This is a genomic window from Streptomyces sp. NPDC026377 (assembly GCF_055567715.1).
Genome location: NZ_JBVHPV010000008.1, coordinates 1 through 14,280 on the forward strand (window position 1 = coordinate 1; position 14,280 = coordinate 14,280).

11 protein-coding genes and 1 pseudogene are annotated in these 14,280 nt (G+C 69.2%); 7 read left to right on the plus strand and 5 right to left on the minus strand.

Translation table 11 applies throughout. From position 1 onward, the window contains the following. A partial coding sequence (locus tag ACZ4MU_RS18115) for a transposase (RefSeq protein ID WP_467877236.1) occupies positions 1 to 206 on the minus strand: 206 nt, incomplete at its 3' end. A gap of 356 nt (positions 207 to 562) precedes the next feature. On the opposite strand from ACZ4MU_RS18115, the gene ACZ4MU_RS18120 reads away from it, so the two are divergent. The 3 genes from ACZ4MU_RS18120 to ACZ4MU_RS18130 all read left to right on the plus strand — a co-directional run bounded on the left by ACZ4MU_RS18120 (position 563) and on the right by ACZ4MU_RS18130 (position 4,357). Continuing rightward, positions 563 to 1,363 (plus strand): MerR family transcriptional regulator, encoded by an 801-nt coding sequence (locus ACZ4MU_RS18120; RefSeq protein ID WP_467877238.1) that lies wholly within the window; start codon positions 563 to 565, stop codon positions 1,361 to 1,363. Continuing rightward, positions 1,360 to 2,574, plus strand: coding sequence for a glycosyltransferase (locus ACZ4MU_RS18125; RefSeq protein WP_467877241.1), 1,215 nt, complete (start codon positions 1,360 to 1,362; stop codon positions 2,572 to 2,574). The genes ACZ4MU_RS18120 and ACZ4MU_RS18125 overlap by 4 nt, the downstream gene beginning before the upstream one ends. A 796-nt stretch (positions 2,575 to 3,370) precedes the next feature. Next, on the plus strand, positions 3,371 to 4,357 hold the full coding sequence (locus ACZ4MU_RS18130; protein WP_467877244.1) for an NAD-dependent epimerase/dehydratase family protein: 987 nt from the start codon (positions 3,371 to 3,373) through the stop codon (positions 4,355 to 4,357). A 289-nt stretch (positions 4,358 to 4,646) separates the two neighbouring features. Here ACZ4MU_RS18130 and ACZ4MU_RS18135 read toward each other — a convergent pair whose 3' ends face one another. Next, positions 4,647 to 5,507 (minus strand): alpha/beta fold hydrolase, encoded by an 861-nt coding sequence (locus tag ACZ4MU_RS18135; RefSeq protein ID WP_467877247.1) that lies wholly within the window; start codon positions 5,505 to 5,507, stop codon positions 4,647 to 4,649. A 612-nt stretch (positions 5,508 to 6,119) separates the two neighbouring features. Here ACZ4MU_RS18135 and ACZ4MU_RS18140 point away from each other — a divergent pair. The 3 genes and pseudogenes from ACZ4MU_RS18140 to ACZ4MU_RS18150 form a co-directional block, all read left to right on the plus strand. After that, positions 6,120 to 6,896 carry a DinB/UmuC family translesion DNA polymerase gene (locus ACZ4MU_RS18140; RefSeq protein WP_467877250.1) on the plus strand — a complete coding sequence of 259 codons (777 nt, stop codon included), beginning with the start codon at positions 6,120 to 6,122 and terminating at the stop codon, positions 6,894 to 6,896. Positions 6,897 to 8,039: 1,143 nt separating this feature from the next. After that, positions 8,040 to 8,558 (plus strand): hypothetical protein, encoded by a 519-nt coding sequence (locus tag ACZ4MU_RS18145; RefSeq protein ID WP_467877253.1) that lies wholly within the window; start codon positions 8,040 to 8,042, stop codon positions 8,556 to 8,558. 624 nt (positions 8,559 to 9,182) lie between these two features. Beyond that, positions 9,183 to 9,508: pseudogene (locus tag ACZ4MU_RS18150) on the plus strand (hypothetical protein); the annotation flags it as partial. Between the two features lie 318 nt (positions 9,509 to 9,826). Here the strand turns inward: ACZ4MU_RS18150 and ACZ4MU_RS18155 are convergent. Both ACZ4MU_RS18155 and ACZ4MU_RS18160 read right to left on the minus strand, forming a co-directional pair. Further along, positions 9,827 to 10,813, minus strand: a complete 987-nt coding sequence (locus tag ACZ4MU_RS18155; protein ID WP_467877256.1) for an alpha/beta fold hydrolase — start codon at positions 10,811 to 10,813, stop codon at positions 9,827 to 9,829. Then, positions 10,810 to 11,730, minus strand: coding sequence for a zinc-binding dehydrogenase (locus tag ACZ4MU_RS18160; protein ID WP_467877259.1), 921 nt, complete (start codon positions 11,728 to 11,730; stop codon positions 10,810 to 10,812). The genes ACZ4MU_RS18155 and ACZ4MU_RS18160 overlap by 4 nt, the downstream gene beginning before the upstream one ends. Before the next feature lie 89 nt (positions 11,731 to 11,819). Here ACZ4MU_RS18160 and ACZ4MU_RS18165 point away from each other — a divergent pair, with 89 nt between their 5' ends. Further along, positions 11,820 to 12,764 (plus strand): LysR family transcriptional regulator, encoded by a 945-nt coding sequence (locus ACZ4MU_RS18165; protein ID WP_467877262.1) that lies wholly within the window; start codon positions 11,820 to 11,822, stop codon positions 12,762 to 12,764. 1,083 nt (positions 12,765 to 13,847) lie between these two features. Here ACZ4MU_RS18165 and ACZ4MU_RS18170 read toward each other — a convergent pair. Next, positions 13,848 to 14,252: a VOC family protein gene (locus ACZ4MU_RS18170; RefSeq protein ID WP_467877265.1), complete on the minus strand. Its 405-nt coding sequence runs from the start codon at positions 14,250 to 14,252 to the stop codon at positions 13,848 to 13,850. Positions 14,253 to 14,280: the final 28 nt, after the last annotated feature.

The following is a 14,280-nucleotide window of genomic DNA, read 5'->3' on the forward strand; positions in this document are numbered from 1 at the left end:
GACCAGCGGCGATGGCGTTTATAGACCGTCTCCCAGGGCCCGAACCGCTCCGGCAGATCCCTCCACTGCACCCCCGTCCGGACCCGGTACAGAACTCCGTTGATCACACGCCGATGATCACTCCACCGGCCCCCACGAGTCCCGCCAGCCGGCAAGAACGACTCCAGCCTGTCCCACTCCGCGTTCGTCAGATCCCCACGGCCCATACAGACAGCCTGGCCTCAACACCCCACCTCTGTCAGGAGATCCGAGAAACAGTGCCTAGGTGGAGCACCCGGAATCCGTTTCGGTATACGCATGAGGTTCCGTCCTCCTCTCCGGGTCCTACGAGGGCGCCCTCGTTGTGCCTGCCCGTCAGCCAGTCTGCCCGGCACCGCGTCGTCGCGTCTGTTCGCGCGGGGCACCGTGTCGACCGCCAGGTCGAATGCCCAGACCCGGCGGACATCCAGCACTTCGAGCAGTGCCCGCGTGTCCACGTCTTCACCTCCGACGCCCAACGAGCGCGAGTTGACCCTCCCCTTACGTCAGGCTTGAGGCTGTGTACCGACGAAAGGGCAGGTGGATGAGCTACTCCGTGGGGCAGGTCTCGGCCTTCGCCGGGGTGACGGTGCGGACACTCCATCACTACGACAAGACGGGGCTGCTCTCGCCCAGTGACCGCAGCCCCGTCGGCTACCGGCTCTACAGTGAGGCTGACCTGGTCCGTCTCCAGCAGATCCTCTTCTACCGTGAACTCGGCTTCCCTCTCGACGAGATCGCCGCGATCTTCAAGGATCCGCAGGTGAACCCCTTGGAGCGGCTCGAGGCCCGGCAGCGGCAGCTGAGTGAGGAGATCACCAGACTGCAGCGGCTCGCCGAGGTGGCGGAACGGGCGATAGAGGTCCAGAAGACCGGGGTCTCCCTGACGCCTCAGGAACGCTTCGAGGTCTTCGGTGGGATCACCTCTGACCTGAGTTATGCCACCGAGGCAGAACTGAAGTGGGCTCACTCGGAGGGACAGCGCGAGGCGATGGCGCGCGCGGCAGCTCATACCAAAGAGGATTGGCGTCAGCTCATGGGCGAGGCCGCCGTCTGGCGCACGGAGCTGCTCGCGGCCTTCGACGAGGGGGAGCTGAGCAACGGCGAGCGGGCCATGGATCTCGCCGAGGAGCACCGCTTGCACATCACACGATGGTTCACCTTCTGCCCGCCCGACATGCACCGGCGCATCGCGGACGACTTCGTCGCCGACCCGCGCGCATTCGCTCTGGTCATACCACCGTCGCAGCAACGCCCGGGCCTGGCCGCCTATACGCGCAGGGCGGTTCACGCCAACTCGGCCCGCCACGCAGCTAACCGTACCGATACCGAGGAGGACCAATGAGGATCCTGATCGCTGCGGCCGGATCGCGCGGCGACGTCGCGCCCTACACGGGTCTGGGCGGCGAATTGTGCCGGGCCGGATACGACGTTGTCCTCGCCACCACAGACACCTTCGCCCCCCTCGTACGCGACGCGGGGCTGGAATTTCACAGCCTCACCGCCGACACACAGATGCGTGGCGGCGTCACAGGCAAACGTCAACTCATGCGCGCCGCCGGCGCGTTCATCACCGAACTGGGTCAGGGCTTCGCCGACGTGATGGACGATGGCACGGACCTGCTCCTGCTGTCGACCACCACAGCTCCGCTCGGCTGGCACCTCGCCGAGGCCACCGGCACACCGAGCCTCGGCGTGTACCTCCAGCCCACCGCACCCACCGCAGACTTCCTTCCCGCCGTTACCGGCTCCCGATCGCTGGGCCGTCTCGCCAACCTGGCAACCGGACGCCTCGCACTGCGGATGGCCGACCGCGTCTACGAACAGGCTGTCGCAAAGCTGCGCCACCGCCTCCAGCTGCCCCCGGCTTCACCTTCCGAGATGCGTCGACGACAGGAACAGGCGAATTGGCCCATCTTGCACGGCTTCAGTACGGCGCTGGTGCCTCGCCCCTCCGACTGGCGCTCTGGCCTGGAGGTCGTGGGCAACTGGTGGCCCCATCACGATGCGGCCGAACGGCTGCCTGCTGATCTTGAGGACTTCCTGCGTGCCGGACCACGGCCCGTCCTCATCGGCTTCGGAAGCATGGCGGCCGGTGACGGGGAGCGGCTGAGCGAGATCGCTGTGCGAGCCCTGCGCCGCGCCGGGCTGCGCGGCATCCTCCAAGCGGGCAGTGCCGGGCTTGCCGCCGACGGGGACGACGTGCTCACGATCGGGGACGTACCGCACTCCTTGCTGTTTCCACGGCTCGCTGCCGTGGTCCACCATGGCGGGGCCGGCACCTCGGCCGCCGCGTTGCGCGCTGGAGTGCCCGCGGTCACCGTACCGGTGACCGCGGACCAGCCGTTCTGGGCGAGGCGACTTGCCGCCATCGGTGCCGCCACCGCCCCCATCCCCCTCCGATCCCTCACCGCCGAACGGCTTGCCGACTCACTCCACCAAGTAGTGGGACAGCAGGCACACAGGCGAGCCGCCGCAAAAGCGGCGCAACATCTCGTAACCGAGAACGGAGCCGGTCAGGCGCTCAAGGCCATCCAGCGCCTGACCGAAGGATGATGCCAATCCCTTCCTCGGCCTCGTCAACTGGCACAACTCTTCCAGCGTGTCCGCGTGAGGGGTGTCACTCTGCGTGTCGGCGTAGACGATTCGCCGGTGCAGGTCGGATGGGTCACCCCCCACTTACTTCGTAGACTAGAACGTGAGGGGCATCAAATTAGCCATTACAGGCCCCTCTCATGGTGAAACCACCTAAATCTCCATCCGGGCACGGTGTTGACGCCGGGTCACGATATGCGAGCGGCGGTGGCGACAGACAAAGACCTTCGCGCGACGTTTGCAGGAGGACAAGAACGCGCTGTCGGCCGCAGGCTGTGCACGGCTGCGGCCGGGACAGAGCAGTCCGGTAGCACAGGGGACAGTCAGGCCCTACCGGCCAGAACATGCCCACGCTCTGCTCCGGCTGCTCAGCGCGCACGGGTGCAACTGCCGCGAGGCGGGCCGCGCCGACGCCTCGCCGCTGCGGGCGGCCCTGGAGGCGCTCGAATGCGAGCCGCCCCGCTTCGTCCTCCACCACCAATTCCCTGTCCACCGACCAGGACGAGCAGGGGCAAAGAGGTCACGAGGCAGCGCACGTGCCCAGCGTCCCCCACCGGCCTGCCGCGCCTGGGCATTTCTCTGCGTGCGTGCACCGGTCTGTGATTGAGCACCTCAGGCGGCCAGTTGTGCATCACAGTTGGCCACAGCGTCTGACAAGTGAAACGGTCGGAAAGGATGCTCTGGTGGTCGTTGCGGACCGCTACGCCCTCGGCGAAGAAGGGGCACACAGGCTCAGAGTCCGTGTTTGAGTGAGCTGATGGAGATCTTGGTATTGGGCGGAACGGCGTGGGTGGGCCGCGAGGTCTCGCGGCAGGCTTTGGAACGCGGGCATGGGGTGACCTGCCTGGCCCGCGGGGAGAGCGGCGACACGGCTGAGGGCGCGGTGCTGGTTGCCGCGGACCGGCGCGACCCGGCGGCGTACGAGAGCCTGGCGGGACGGGATTGGGACGCCGTGGTCGAGGTGTCGTGGCAGCCAGGCTTCGTCCGCGGGGCACTGGCGGCGCTCGGCGAGCGGGCGGGCCACTGGTCGTACGTGTCGTCGGTCAGCGCGTATGCCTCGCATGCGCAGCCGGATGCGGACGAGTCGGCGGAACTGCTCCCGGCGGCCGAGCGGGACGAGGTCGACCGCGAGGAGTACGGGGAGGCCAAGGTGGCCTGTGAGGAGGCCGCGACGGCCGCGGTGGGCGACCGGCTCCTCATCGCGCGGGCGGGACTGATCGGCGGCCCCGGTGACCACAGCGGCCGCACCGGGTACTGGGTCGGCCGCTCGGCCCGCGAGCCGCTGGCCCCGCTGTTGGTGCCGGCGTCCCCGGGCATCCCGACGCAGGTGGTCGACGCGCGAGACCTTGCGGCATGGCTGCTCGACTGTGCGGAGAGGGGGACCACCGGAACGTACAACGCGGTCGGCCCGGTCATGCCCTTCGGGGAGTGGGTCGCACTGTCGCGGGAGATCGGCGGGCACACCGGGCCGGTGGTGGAGGCCGACGCCGACTGGCTGCTCGGGCAGAAGGTGGGTCAGTTCATGGGCCCGGATTCGCTCGCGATGTGGATGACCGACCCGGACTGGGCCGGCTTCAGCGCCCGCAACGGTTCTGCGGCCAGCGCAGCCGGCCTACGGCACCGGCCCCGCGCGGAGCTGCTGGCGGACGCCCTGCGCTGGGAGCGGGAAGAGGGTCTGGACCGCCCCCGCCGGGCCGGCCTCAGCATCGAGCGCGAGCGCGAACTCCTTGAAGCATTGGGGTAAGGAGGTACAGGGCCATGCGGGCAACCGGAACGAGGTGACCAGACCGAGCGCCGTTCCCTCGTCAGGCTCGGTGCTCGGTTCTCGTAGGCGGACGGTGCGCTGAGCGCGAGAGTGGCCAGATGAAGCGCTCAGTGGCCACCCCTGGGACTCGATCTGGGTCTGCCTGAGCACCACAGCCGGCAGCTTTTGCCGGCTGTGGTGCTCAAATCCACCGTCGACCATGAAGGTTCCCGGACAGTTCCTCGGCCATGGGGGACGCATACCTCCCCGGCGGCGGAGCGGGGCGGCGTCAGCCGTTGAAGAAGTCGCCCAGGGTGGCGGAGAGTGGGCCGGGGGCTTCCTCGGCCACATGGTGGCCGGCGTCGATGCCATGGCCCCGGACGTCGTCGGCCCAGTCGCGCCAGATGGTGCGCGGGTCGCCGTACAGGTCCTCCAGGTCATCTCGTAGCGACCACAGGACCAGGACGGGGCAGCCGATGCGAGCGCCCCGGGCGCGGTCCGCCTCCTCGTGTTGACGGTCCACGGTGAGCCCGGCGCGGTAGTCCTCCAGCATGGCGCGGACGACATCTGGATTGCGGGTGGCGGTCCGCCACTCGTCGTGATTCTCCTGCCCCATGGTTTTGGGGTCGCCGCGGTACCAGGCGTCGGGATCGGCGTTGATGACGCGTTCGGGGATCTCCGGCTGGGCGAAGAAGAACCAGTGCCACCACGCGGTGGCGAACCGGGCATCCGCACGGGTCAGATGCTCACTCAGGGGCAGGCCGTCCAGGAAAGCCACCCGGGTCACCGCGGAGGGGTGGTCCAGCACCAGGCGGAGCGCCACGGCAGCCCCCCGGTCGTGGCCGACGAGACCGAAGCGCTGGTGCCCGAGCGTCTGCATGACCTCGACCATGTCCTTGGCCACGGCGCGCTTGGAGTGCGGGACATGATCCGAAGCGGGCGCCGGGCCGCGGGAGCGCCCGTACCCCCGCAGGTCGGGGCAGACGACGCTGAAACCGCGCCGCACCAGGACGGGCGCGACCCGGTGCCAAGTCGCCGACGTGCGCGGGTGGCCATGCAACAACAGGAGAGGCGGGCCCTCGCCCCCGTACCGAACGAAGACGGACGCCTCACTGGTGCGCACCGTCCTGCTGACGAATTCCTCGAACACGAAACACCCCTTCCGCTCCGAGGGCCGGTCCGCGCTACCCCACCCTCCCACCTGCCCATAAGGAGCCCCGGCACTCCGCCGACTGTCCATCGCAATCGCCAACTAGCCTGCTCAAGCGCCACCTAGCGCGCTCAGTCACAGGTGATCAAAGGGATGGCCCCAAGATCACAAGATGCGTGTTCGGTAGGGTAGTGGAGAGGAGAGGCAGCGCGATGACGGCGATGCGGACCGGCTCTGGGGCGGATGCGGCAACGATCTGCCGCCTGCGGCTGGGTGTGTCCGGCGGCCAGGCGACGCTGGGCCGACTGGTGACCGTGATCGCACGCATCACTCCTGCTGTGCAGAGTCTTCCGTAAACCGAGGCCGCGATGGTCCGCCCACACCGAAGCCAGCGGCATCCGCTACATTCCGCCCTCGCAGACGGCCTTCCTCGGCCGCTGCCGGTCGGAGCGCTCTACGGCATCCGTCGCAGTCAGGCGCAGGCCCTGAGCACCTACGGACTCACCACCATAGGTCTCCTGGCCGCGGCCCTCCGGAGGGCACAGTAATGCGGATCCTGAGAGCCGGGCGGGGCGCCTGGTCCACGAGCGGGCCCGCGGTACCGACCGGCGCGTGATCACTCCGGGGCGGATGCCCGAGTCGACGAGCGTCCGGTTCGACTTCGAGCGCGACATGCTCGACTCCCCCGCCGTACGCGCCGTACTGGCCCGCCTCACCACCACCTTGGGCACGCGGCTGCGCCAGCGCCGCCAGGCCGCCCGCGGTTTCACGCTCGCGTTGCGTATGGCCGACCGGGCCGATTTCGTGCGCCCCCAGCGCCGACTGACTGCGCCGACCGGGCACACTGAGGATTTGCGTTCCGCCGCCTACATGATCATGGACGGGTACCCGCTCCGGCCCGCACGGATCCGGCGGATCACACTCGTCCCCGAGGACTTGGTCTCCGCAGACACGCACCTACCCAAAACGGACGGCACCATAGAGCCATTCTTCGAGGTGATCCGTGAGACGGCCAATGAAGAGCTGCTGCCGCCTGCCGTGCTGGCCTTCTCTGCGCGAGCCCACCTATTCCACGCTCGCGGCGGTGGAGGAGAGACTGCGGTGGGATCTGCCGGAGAAACCCGGCGGTATGCGGCTCTTGCCGACGCCGTGGCGGAGCGTGCCAAAGGCGTGCAGGCGGAGATGGTGGACGTACAGGCGGCGAGGCGCCGACTCCACGTCCGGCGTGCCGCGATCGCGGTCGCCGACCAAGAGCTGCCAGGGCAGGGGCCCGCGAGAAGTGGGGCGGCCAGCGCGCCTATCGTGGCCACCGGACGGCTGGACGGCGGCCCGGTCCCCACGCTCGTGGGGCACGCGCGGTCTGGGCGTCTGGCCGTGTCCCTCGGTTGATGATGTCGGGCTGGGAGCGTGGTGCCGGCCATGTCTGTATTCGAATTTCTACCCTGTCGTCGAACTCCTCTTCTCAGTCGGGATCGGGGAAGGCAGCCGCTTCGAGGTTCCGCCGACAGGTGCGGATGCGCGTGCCTTCAATGAGCTGAGCCTTCGGGCCGCATCAGTACCCGCCAGTACCGCGCCGCTCCGGGAGACCGCCGCTGCGTTTCCAGCGCGGGCGAGGGCGATCCGGTGAGCAGACGGCGCCTCGCGCGACCCGCATGGGCATCGTCGCCTCCTCCAGGCAGGGACGGGTCCTGGTTGCCCTGATGCGCGCGCCAGGATCGAGGCCCGTACGTCGTAGGCGCCGCGCGGGCAGGTGCGGGTTCGGCGGCGGGCGGGAGCAGCCGCGGGCAGGTACCGGGCCGGGGCACCTGGCCCTCGGCTGCTCCCGGTGCTGTGGTCGAGTGCGGGGCGGTCCGGGCCGCACGTGGCAGGGGAAGGCAGAGGCCGGGGGGCTTGGAGTTGTCGTCTGTGGCGCCAGCGTGTCCAGGCGGGATGTGGTGAAGGGTTCACAGGGGCAGGTGTGGGAGGAGCGGTGAAGTAGTTCATATTGGCGCGCTGATCAATGCATGGCCCACGTTTCCGGTTCGGCAGACTGCAGGACAACCTCCAGGCATACCAGTTAGCCTCACGAGTACTCCCGAGATTCATACGAAGACGGTGGAGGCAGCAATGGCGACAAAGATGTGGATCGACCCGAGCAGTCACTGGAAGGCGACGGGACAGCTCCAGGCGGACGGCAGCTTGACGAACGCCACTGTCGATGACAACAACGGGACCACGAGGGAGCGCAACCATACGTTCTCGTCAGAAAGCGACTTCATCTCCTGGGTGAGGCGACACACCAACTAGCTGCCGGCGTCGTGGATCCGTCAGCAGAAGTCGGCGAAGTGGCCGAAAATCCTGGCGGTTGTCCTGACGCAGATGAAGAACATGTGGCCTCGGTTGCAGCGCTTGATCAAGGCGCGGCTATCTGCTTCCGGGGCCTGAACGCTCTTGTGGCCCGACGTCCGGCCCTTCGCCCCGGTTGACCCGTTCTCGGCTGCCCCATGGGAGCCGGAGTCCGTAGAGCAAGGATCCGTGTGGAGGGGGCGCGGCATGATCGGTACATTTGTCGCCGGGTTCGCGGGCCTGGCTGGTGTCATCCTGGGCGGCTGGCTCTCCATGCGAAACCAGGACCGTATGGCGCAGCGTGAACACGAGCGGCAGTGGCGGGATGTCCGGCTGCGTTTCTACAACGACTTCCTGGCAGCGCACCGGAAGTATGTAGCGTTCATTCTCGAGCCAACTGCCCAGATCACCGCGACGCCGCATCCCCGGTCGCCGGGACGTCTGATGCCGTTCTTCGATGAGGCGGGGCGGCCGTACAAGGAAATGCTGGAAGCGGGGTTCACAGCGATGCGGCTTGTGGCGCTGAGTCCCGAGACGGTCGGCACGGCGGTGCAAATGGTCACAGATGCGCGCCAGTTGGCGGCGGCGCGCGCAACATGCAGTGCGGCCGATCTGCCGTCGGACTTGTTCCGGAGTCTATGGGAAGCGGAGCAGTTATTTTTGAACGCCATCCGTGGAGAACTCGGCCTGCAGCCAATGCCTCGTGACCCAAACGGAAGCGGATGACTTCCCTCCATTTTCCCCGGCAACCGCGTTACGTGCCATCCCGCCGAAGCGTAGAGGAATACCGCGCGCCGACCGTAGCCCTGCATGATGAGCGAGTCCACATGGCGACGCTCTTGTAGCCGACCCAAAATTCATACTTTTGTTGATTCTCGCGCCGGCTCCCTTGTGGGCGCAGGCATGTGCACCCATGTCCCTGCCTGGTGTTCCTCCAGGAGACCGCGGTCGGTCTGGGTGATGCGACGGCCCCAGGTCTCGCTGTAGGTAGTTGCGGCGTCCGGGGCGCGGGTGCCTCTCGCCCGGCACGCGCCGCCCTAACCGGTATCGGACCGGATACCAGGCGACTCAACGGTGCCACCGGCATCCAGTTGCTGCCCCTCACCCGTGGTCCGGCCGCTGACTACCTGCGCACGGTCTACCCCATGCCGAGCGATGGGATGGGGTGACCGCCCGTCTCGGGAGCGACACTCCCGCCCGTCGTGCCGGTCCGCGACGCACTGCGTCTCGATGAGCATCGAGGGGTACTTGGCCCGCCACGGCTCCACGACGTCCGCGAGCGCACGTGCCTCCGCGCCCCCGGCCCGAACGCCCTCACCACAACGGCCGCGTCCGGCGCCACATTGGTACTGGGCCGGAGACACCTGCGCCGACTGGCTGTTCATGCTCGGCCTGCTCGGTATCGGCCTCGCCCTGGCCTGCGGAATCGCCCTACGGCTCGCCGCCGTGGCGGGGGCACCGCACTGATGGCGCTGATGTGGACGGCCGGATGGCCGCCCGCCAAGCACCTGTCCGAAAGCTCCCTCAGTGCCTCCACCAACCCGCTGATCGACTACCACGTGGTGTACGCCGCCGTCCTGATCGCCCTGGCCGTCGCCGGTGCCGGACGGGTCTGGGGACTGGGTCGCCTGTGGGAACGGCTGCCCTTCGTCGGTGAGCGGCGCTGGTTGCGGTGAACCGTCGGACACCGGCCCCCAGCCCGCTCGGCCGCCAGTCACCGCGGCCGGGAGCACCGCGGGAGCCCTGGCACGACGGGAGTGCAGCGGTCCCTGGGATGGGTCCGTCGGCCCGTCGCGGCCTCGCAGGCACCGCAGGCACCGCACCACGCTCGACGTACCTCCGAGGATCGACAGTTCCCGGCCCCCGCCCCCTCCCCGATCCGTCCGGTGCACGACGACGCGGGGCGTCAAGGCGCGGTCCGAGAGCGGCCGTGCGGCTGCCTGGAGGGGCACCGGGCAGCCGAGGAAGGCCCGGGCGCGACGTACCGTGGGTGTTCAGCCCTCTGTCAGGGTGTGCGTGAGGTGGTCGCTGAGGTGCGGCAGCCAGTCGGGCCGCGCGTTACCGAGGAGATGGTCGCCGTGGGGGACGGACAAGTAGCTGCCGCGCGGTGCCAGGCGGGCCAGGGGCTCGCCGTTCGTCACACCGGGGATGACGTCCTGGCCGCCGTCCACCACCAGCAGCGGGACCGCGATGCGGGGCGCCGACGCCGCAAGGTCCACCTGCCGTACGAACTCGCGGGCGGCGCCCGCTCCTCCCGCGCGCTGAGCCATGAGGTCCCGTACCGTCCCGGGGAGTTCTTCCCAGTCGAGACGGAACGGGCCGCTGACTGTGGCGACCGCCGCCACACGCGCCTCCAGTGCTGCGGCCCTGGCCGCGAAATAGCCGCCCAGACTCAGTCCGACGAGCCCGATGCGGGCGACGCCGAGCGCGTCGACGACCCGGCCCACGACCCGCTCGTAGTCCGGCACGAAGGTCGTGGTGGCCGCCAGCACGCCCTGCCCGGGGCCGTCCATCGCGAACACTGCGAGTCCCCTGGCCAGCAGCGCGGACACCACGTCGAGGAATTCCTCCTTGGCGGAGTCGAGGCCGGGGACCACCACCACGGTCCCCCGCGCGTCGGCGGGGCCGCGCAGCCAGCCGGTGAACCCTTCGCCGCTCACCCGCCGCGCACCGGGCTCCAGCACGGCGAGCGCCCGGCTCAACGCGCGATCCGCCTCGGCGGCGGCCCGTGGTGACTGCGCGTACGGTGCCAAGGTGGCCAGGTGGAACCACCGGGCCGCCATCAGCAGGTATTCACCCACGGAGAGCGGCGACTTCGCGTGCTCCGCGCGCTGGAGGTAGCGGTGCCCCATGCGCGCGAAGGACGGCCCCCACTCGGTGACGGAGGTGAGGGCGGCGGTGACCCGCTGGTACTCGTGCGGGTCCACCCCAGCACCGAGGGCGCGGGTCCACTGCGCGGCGACGAACTCATCGACGCTCATCGTGCACCGCCGATCAGCAGGACGGCCTTGCCGCGTATCCGGCGCTCTCGCAGGTCGACCAGGGTGTCGGCGGTCTGCCTCCAGTCGCTGACGCGACCGATTTCGGGGTGCAGCCGCCCCTGTTCCACCAGGCGCACCAGTGCCGAGAGGTCGCCGTCGTACGGCGCGCCGGCGTAGTGGAAGTGCTGGATGGTGACTCGCTCCGGCCCACCGAGGAGCTGGAAGAAGTCCAGGGTCACCGAGGTACGGCTCGCCTGACCGAACCAGACGAGCGTGCCGCCCGGGCGCACCTTCGACAGGGCCAGGGTCAGATCCGGCCCGCCCGTGGACTCCAGCACGACATCGAACGGTCCCTGGGCCGCCGCGACCCCGTGAACCACCCGCGCGCCCAGCTCCGCGAGCCGCTCTCCGCGCTCCGGCGTGGCCGTCACCGCGGTCAGGTCGGCTCCCGCGTTGACCGCCAGCTCGGTGACGTAGTGGCCGACACCGCCCGAGGCGCCGGTCAGCAGCACCCGCCGGCCCGTGAGGGAGCCGGCCGTACGCAGCAGCCGCAAGGCCGTGATCCCGGCGAGAGGCAGGGCTGCCGCCCGTACGCTGTCGACGCTGTCGGGGAGCACCGCGAGCGAGTGCGTGGGCACCGCGGCGTACTCCGCCCAGCCGCCCAGCGCCGGGTGCCCGACCACGCGGGCGCCGATGCCGGGGCCCGAACCGTCGGCCGCCGCCTGGACGACGAGCCCGGCGATGTCCTTGCCCGGCAGCGGCCCCGGCCAAGGGCGTTCGAGAAGGAACGTCTCGCCCCGGTTCAGGGCGAACGCCTCGACTTTGATCAGTGCCTCATCGGGCTCCGGCTCTGCCTGCGGCACCTCGGCGAAGGTGACCGGGCACGCCGCTACTCCCGTGGGTATCAGTCTCTGCATGAGGCCGATGGAACCTCCGCGGCCGCCCCATGATCCAACAACGAACAAGCACAGCCGACAACCATTGGTTGTCATCTATGGTGGGAGCCATGGATCTCGACGTGGCGCAGGTACGAGCCTTCGTACGCACCGCCGAGGAACTGCACTTCGGACGCGCAGCCGACCACCTCGCCATCTCCCAGCAGGCACTGTCCAAGAGGATCGCGCGGCTTGAATTCCTGCTCGGCACCGAACTCTTCCGGCGCGGCGGCAACGGTGTGCGCCTCACCGAGGCGGGACAGCGTTTCCTTTCACCGGCCCGGCAGGCCGTAGCGGCCGCCGACGCCGCCGTCGCGGCAGTGGCCGCCGCGGACGATCCGTTGTGTGTGGACGTCTGGGGTCACCTGTACGCGCCGATGCGGACGCTGGCCCAAGTCGCCCGACAGGCCGGAGAGCTGACGCTGGGACATGGGCGCGATCTGCCGTCGGTGACGGCGGCGCTGCTGCGTGGGGACATCGACGCGGCCTTCGGCCGGGTCCACCCGCCGCTGCCCTCCGGTCTTGCCCACCGTCTCGTCCGCCTCGAGCCGGTAGACGCCGTACTGAGTGAGGACCATCCGCTCGCGACCCAATCGGCACTGCGGCCCGACCAGTTGGGCAGCAGCGTACTGTGGGCGCCCGGGCCGCTGAGCCGGCTCGACTTCCTCCACCAGTTCGCCGACCGGTTCGGCATCCGCAACACGGCGACGAGCGTCAACCTCGGGCTCGGCCATTTCCTTTCCGAGGTGGCGGAAGATCCGCTGCGCTTTTCACTGGTGCCCGCCGATGTGCACCTACCGGAAGTCCTCGGCCTGCGCTCCGTCCCCCTGACCGAGCCCACACCGCTGTATGCCTGGTCCCTCCTGTGGCGTACGGGAAACGGGCACCCGGGGCTGAAAAGCCTCACCGCCGCCTGCGCGGAAGAAGCGGGGCGCCGGCGGTGGCTGGAGTACGACCCGACCCACGACTGGCTGCCCGAACCACCCGCGAGCGACGCCGGCCCCGGACCAGCATGACCTGCCCGAGCTCACACCCTCTCGCCCACCATGTGGGCACGGCTGGTGCTCGACACCTTTCGCCCCATATCCGCCCAGACATCGCGTCCGTCGCCTTTGTGTAGCTGTAACCGGAGGTCGCCGGCCGGGTGGTGATGGCGTCCGGGACCACGTCCAAGGTCCCCAGCTTCTGGACCGCCTCCCGTCCTCCCCTGCCGCAGCCGGTCCGCCGCGTGCAGCATGGCGCCGGACGGCACACCGCCCTTGTCGTACCGCACCAGGCTCCGCGCCGCGCGCGTATCGCGCCGGGTGCCCAGCAGCAGACCCGGCAACCGCTCCAGCCGCTGGTCGGGAGTCGTGTCCCCATCAGCCATGTGCGCCCCAACCCTCTGCCTGCCGGACCCAGCACGGGCCCGGACCAAGGTGGGACGTTACGCATCTGCCCGTACCGAGCACGGCCACAGTCGATGAGCAGCCACATACAAGGACTGAAACGCACGGTTCAGACATGAGCGAAGCCGCGGTGGAGGCAGCACAACATGCCATCACAGGGGACGAGGGGGGATGTGGCGCCGCCACATAGCCGATGGTCACCGGTTTGCCCAACCGGTAATCGTGACGACCCTTGAAGCCTCGGCCCGTCCCCGAGCCTCACGTGGAGAACATGGCCACGGCATCCCTCTCACGGCCTCGGACCCCAGACCGCCTACCAGTAGTGACGACCCCTCAGGACCCAACAGGCGATTCCGCTCATGATCACTGATGGCGCACGCTGGTCATGGAGCTCCCCGCGGGTCCGGTAGACGAACTCGCGCACGGCTGGCCCGCGCCGCCAAGGGGCCGGGGCCGCATGGAACTTGCGGCACCTAGCCCTTGGCTCTGCCCGGCTCGAGTGGACGCGGGCGAGGACCGACCCGTTCGCGGGCCGCCGTCCGCCGCCCCCGGGCCAGAGGAGACAGGGGACTGCTGTTCGCGTCCGTGGTCGCAGACCTCGTCCGCATCCACACCGGTCCGGCGGCGGGCACGACATCTACGGTCACTTCCCCTGCTGACCGCCGGCGCCCGGCCCGGGAGACGGAGCCGGCGCCGCGTGTGGGCTGCTGGTCAGCCCTGGACCTGGGCGGGGTCCATCCACATGAACTCCCAGGTGTGGCCGTCCAGGTCGTCGAAGGCACGGCCGTACATCGTGCCGTAATCCTGGACCTTGCCGGGCGTGGCACCGGCGGCGATCGCCTTGTCGAGGATCTCGTCGACCTTCTCGCGGCTTTCGGCGCTGAGACACAGCATCGTCTCGCTGGTCTTGGCGGAGTCCGCGATCTCCTTCTGCGTGAACTGCGCGTAGTGCTGCTTGCTCAGCATCATCACGGCGATGGTGTCGCTGATGACCACGCACGCGCTCTCGTCCCCGGAGAACTGCGGATTGAGGCTGTAGCCGAGGCCGGTGAAGAACTTCTTCGACGCCGCGACGTCGTCCACGGCGAGGTTCACGAAGATCATCTGCTGGTACATGGGTGTCTCTCCAGGGGAGTTGTGTGCT

Coding starts and splice junctions, on each gene's coding strand:
- ACZ4MU_RS18145 (WP_467877253.1), top strand. CDS start 8,040: ATGATCGGTACATTTGTCGCCGGGTTCGCGGGCCTGGCTGGTGTCATC.
- ACZ4MU_RS18170 (WP_467877265.1), bottom strand. CDS start 14,252: ATGTACCAGCAGATGATCTTCGTGAACCTCGCCGTGGACGACGTCGCG.
- ACZ4MU_RS18130 (WP_467877244.1), top strand. CDS start 3,371: ATGGAGATCTTGGTATTGGGCGGAACGGCGTGGGTGGGCCGCGAGGTC.
- ACZ4MU_RS18165 (WP_467877262.1), top strand. CDS start 11,820: ATGGATCTCGACGTGGCGCAGGTACGAGCCTTCGTACGCACCGCCGAG.
- ACZ4MU_RS18125 (WP_467877241.1), top strand. CDS start 1,360: ATGAGGATCCTGATCGCTGCGGCCGGATCGCGCGGCGACGTCGCGCCC.
- ACZ4MU_RS18160 (WP_467877259.1), bottom strand. CDS start 11,730: ATGCAGAGACTGATACCCACGGGAGTAGCGGCGTGCCCGGTCACCTTC.
- ACZ4MU_RS18120 (WP_467877238.1), top strand. CDS start 563: ATGAGCTACTCCGTGGGGCAGGTCTCGGCCTTCGCCGGGGTGACGGTG.
- ACZ4MU_RS18155 (WP_467877256.1), bottom strand. CDS start 10,813: ATGAGCGTCGATGAGTTCGTCGCCGCGCAGTGGACCCGCGCCCTCGGT.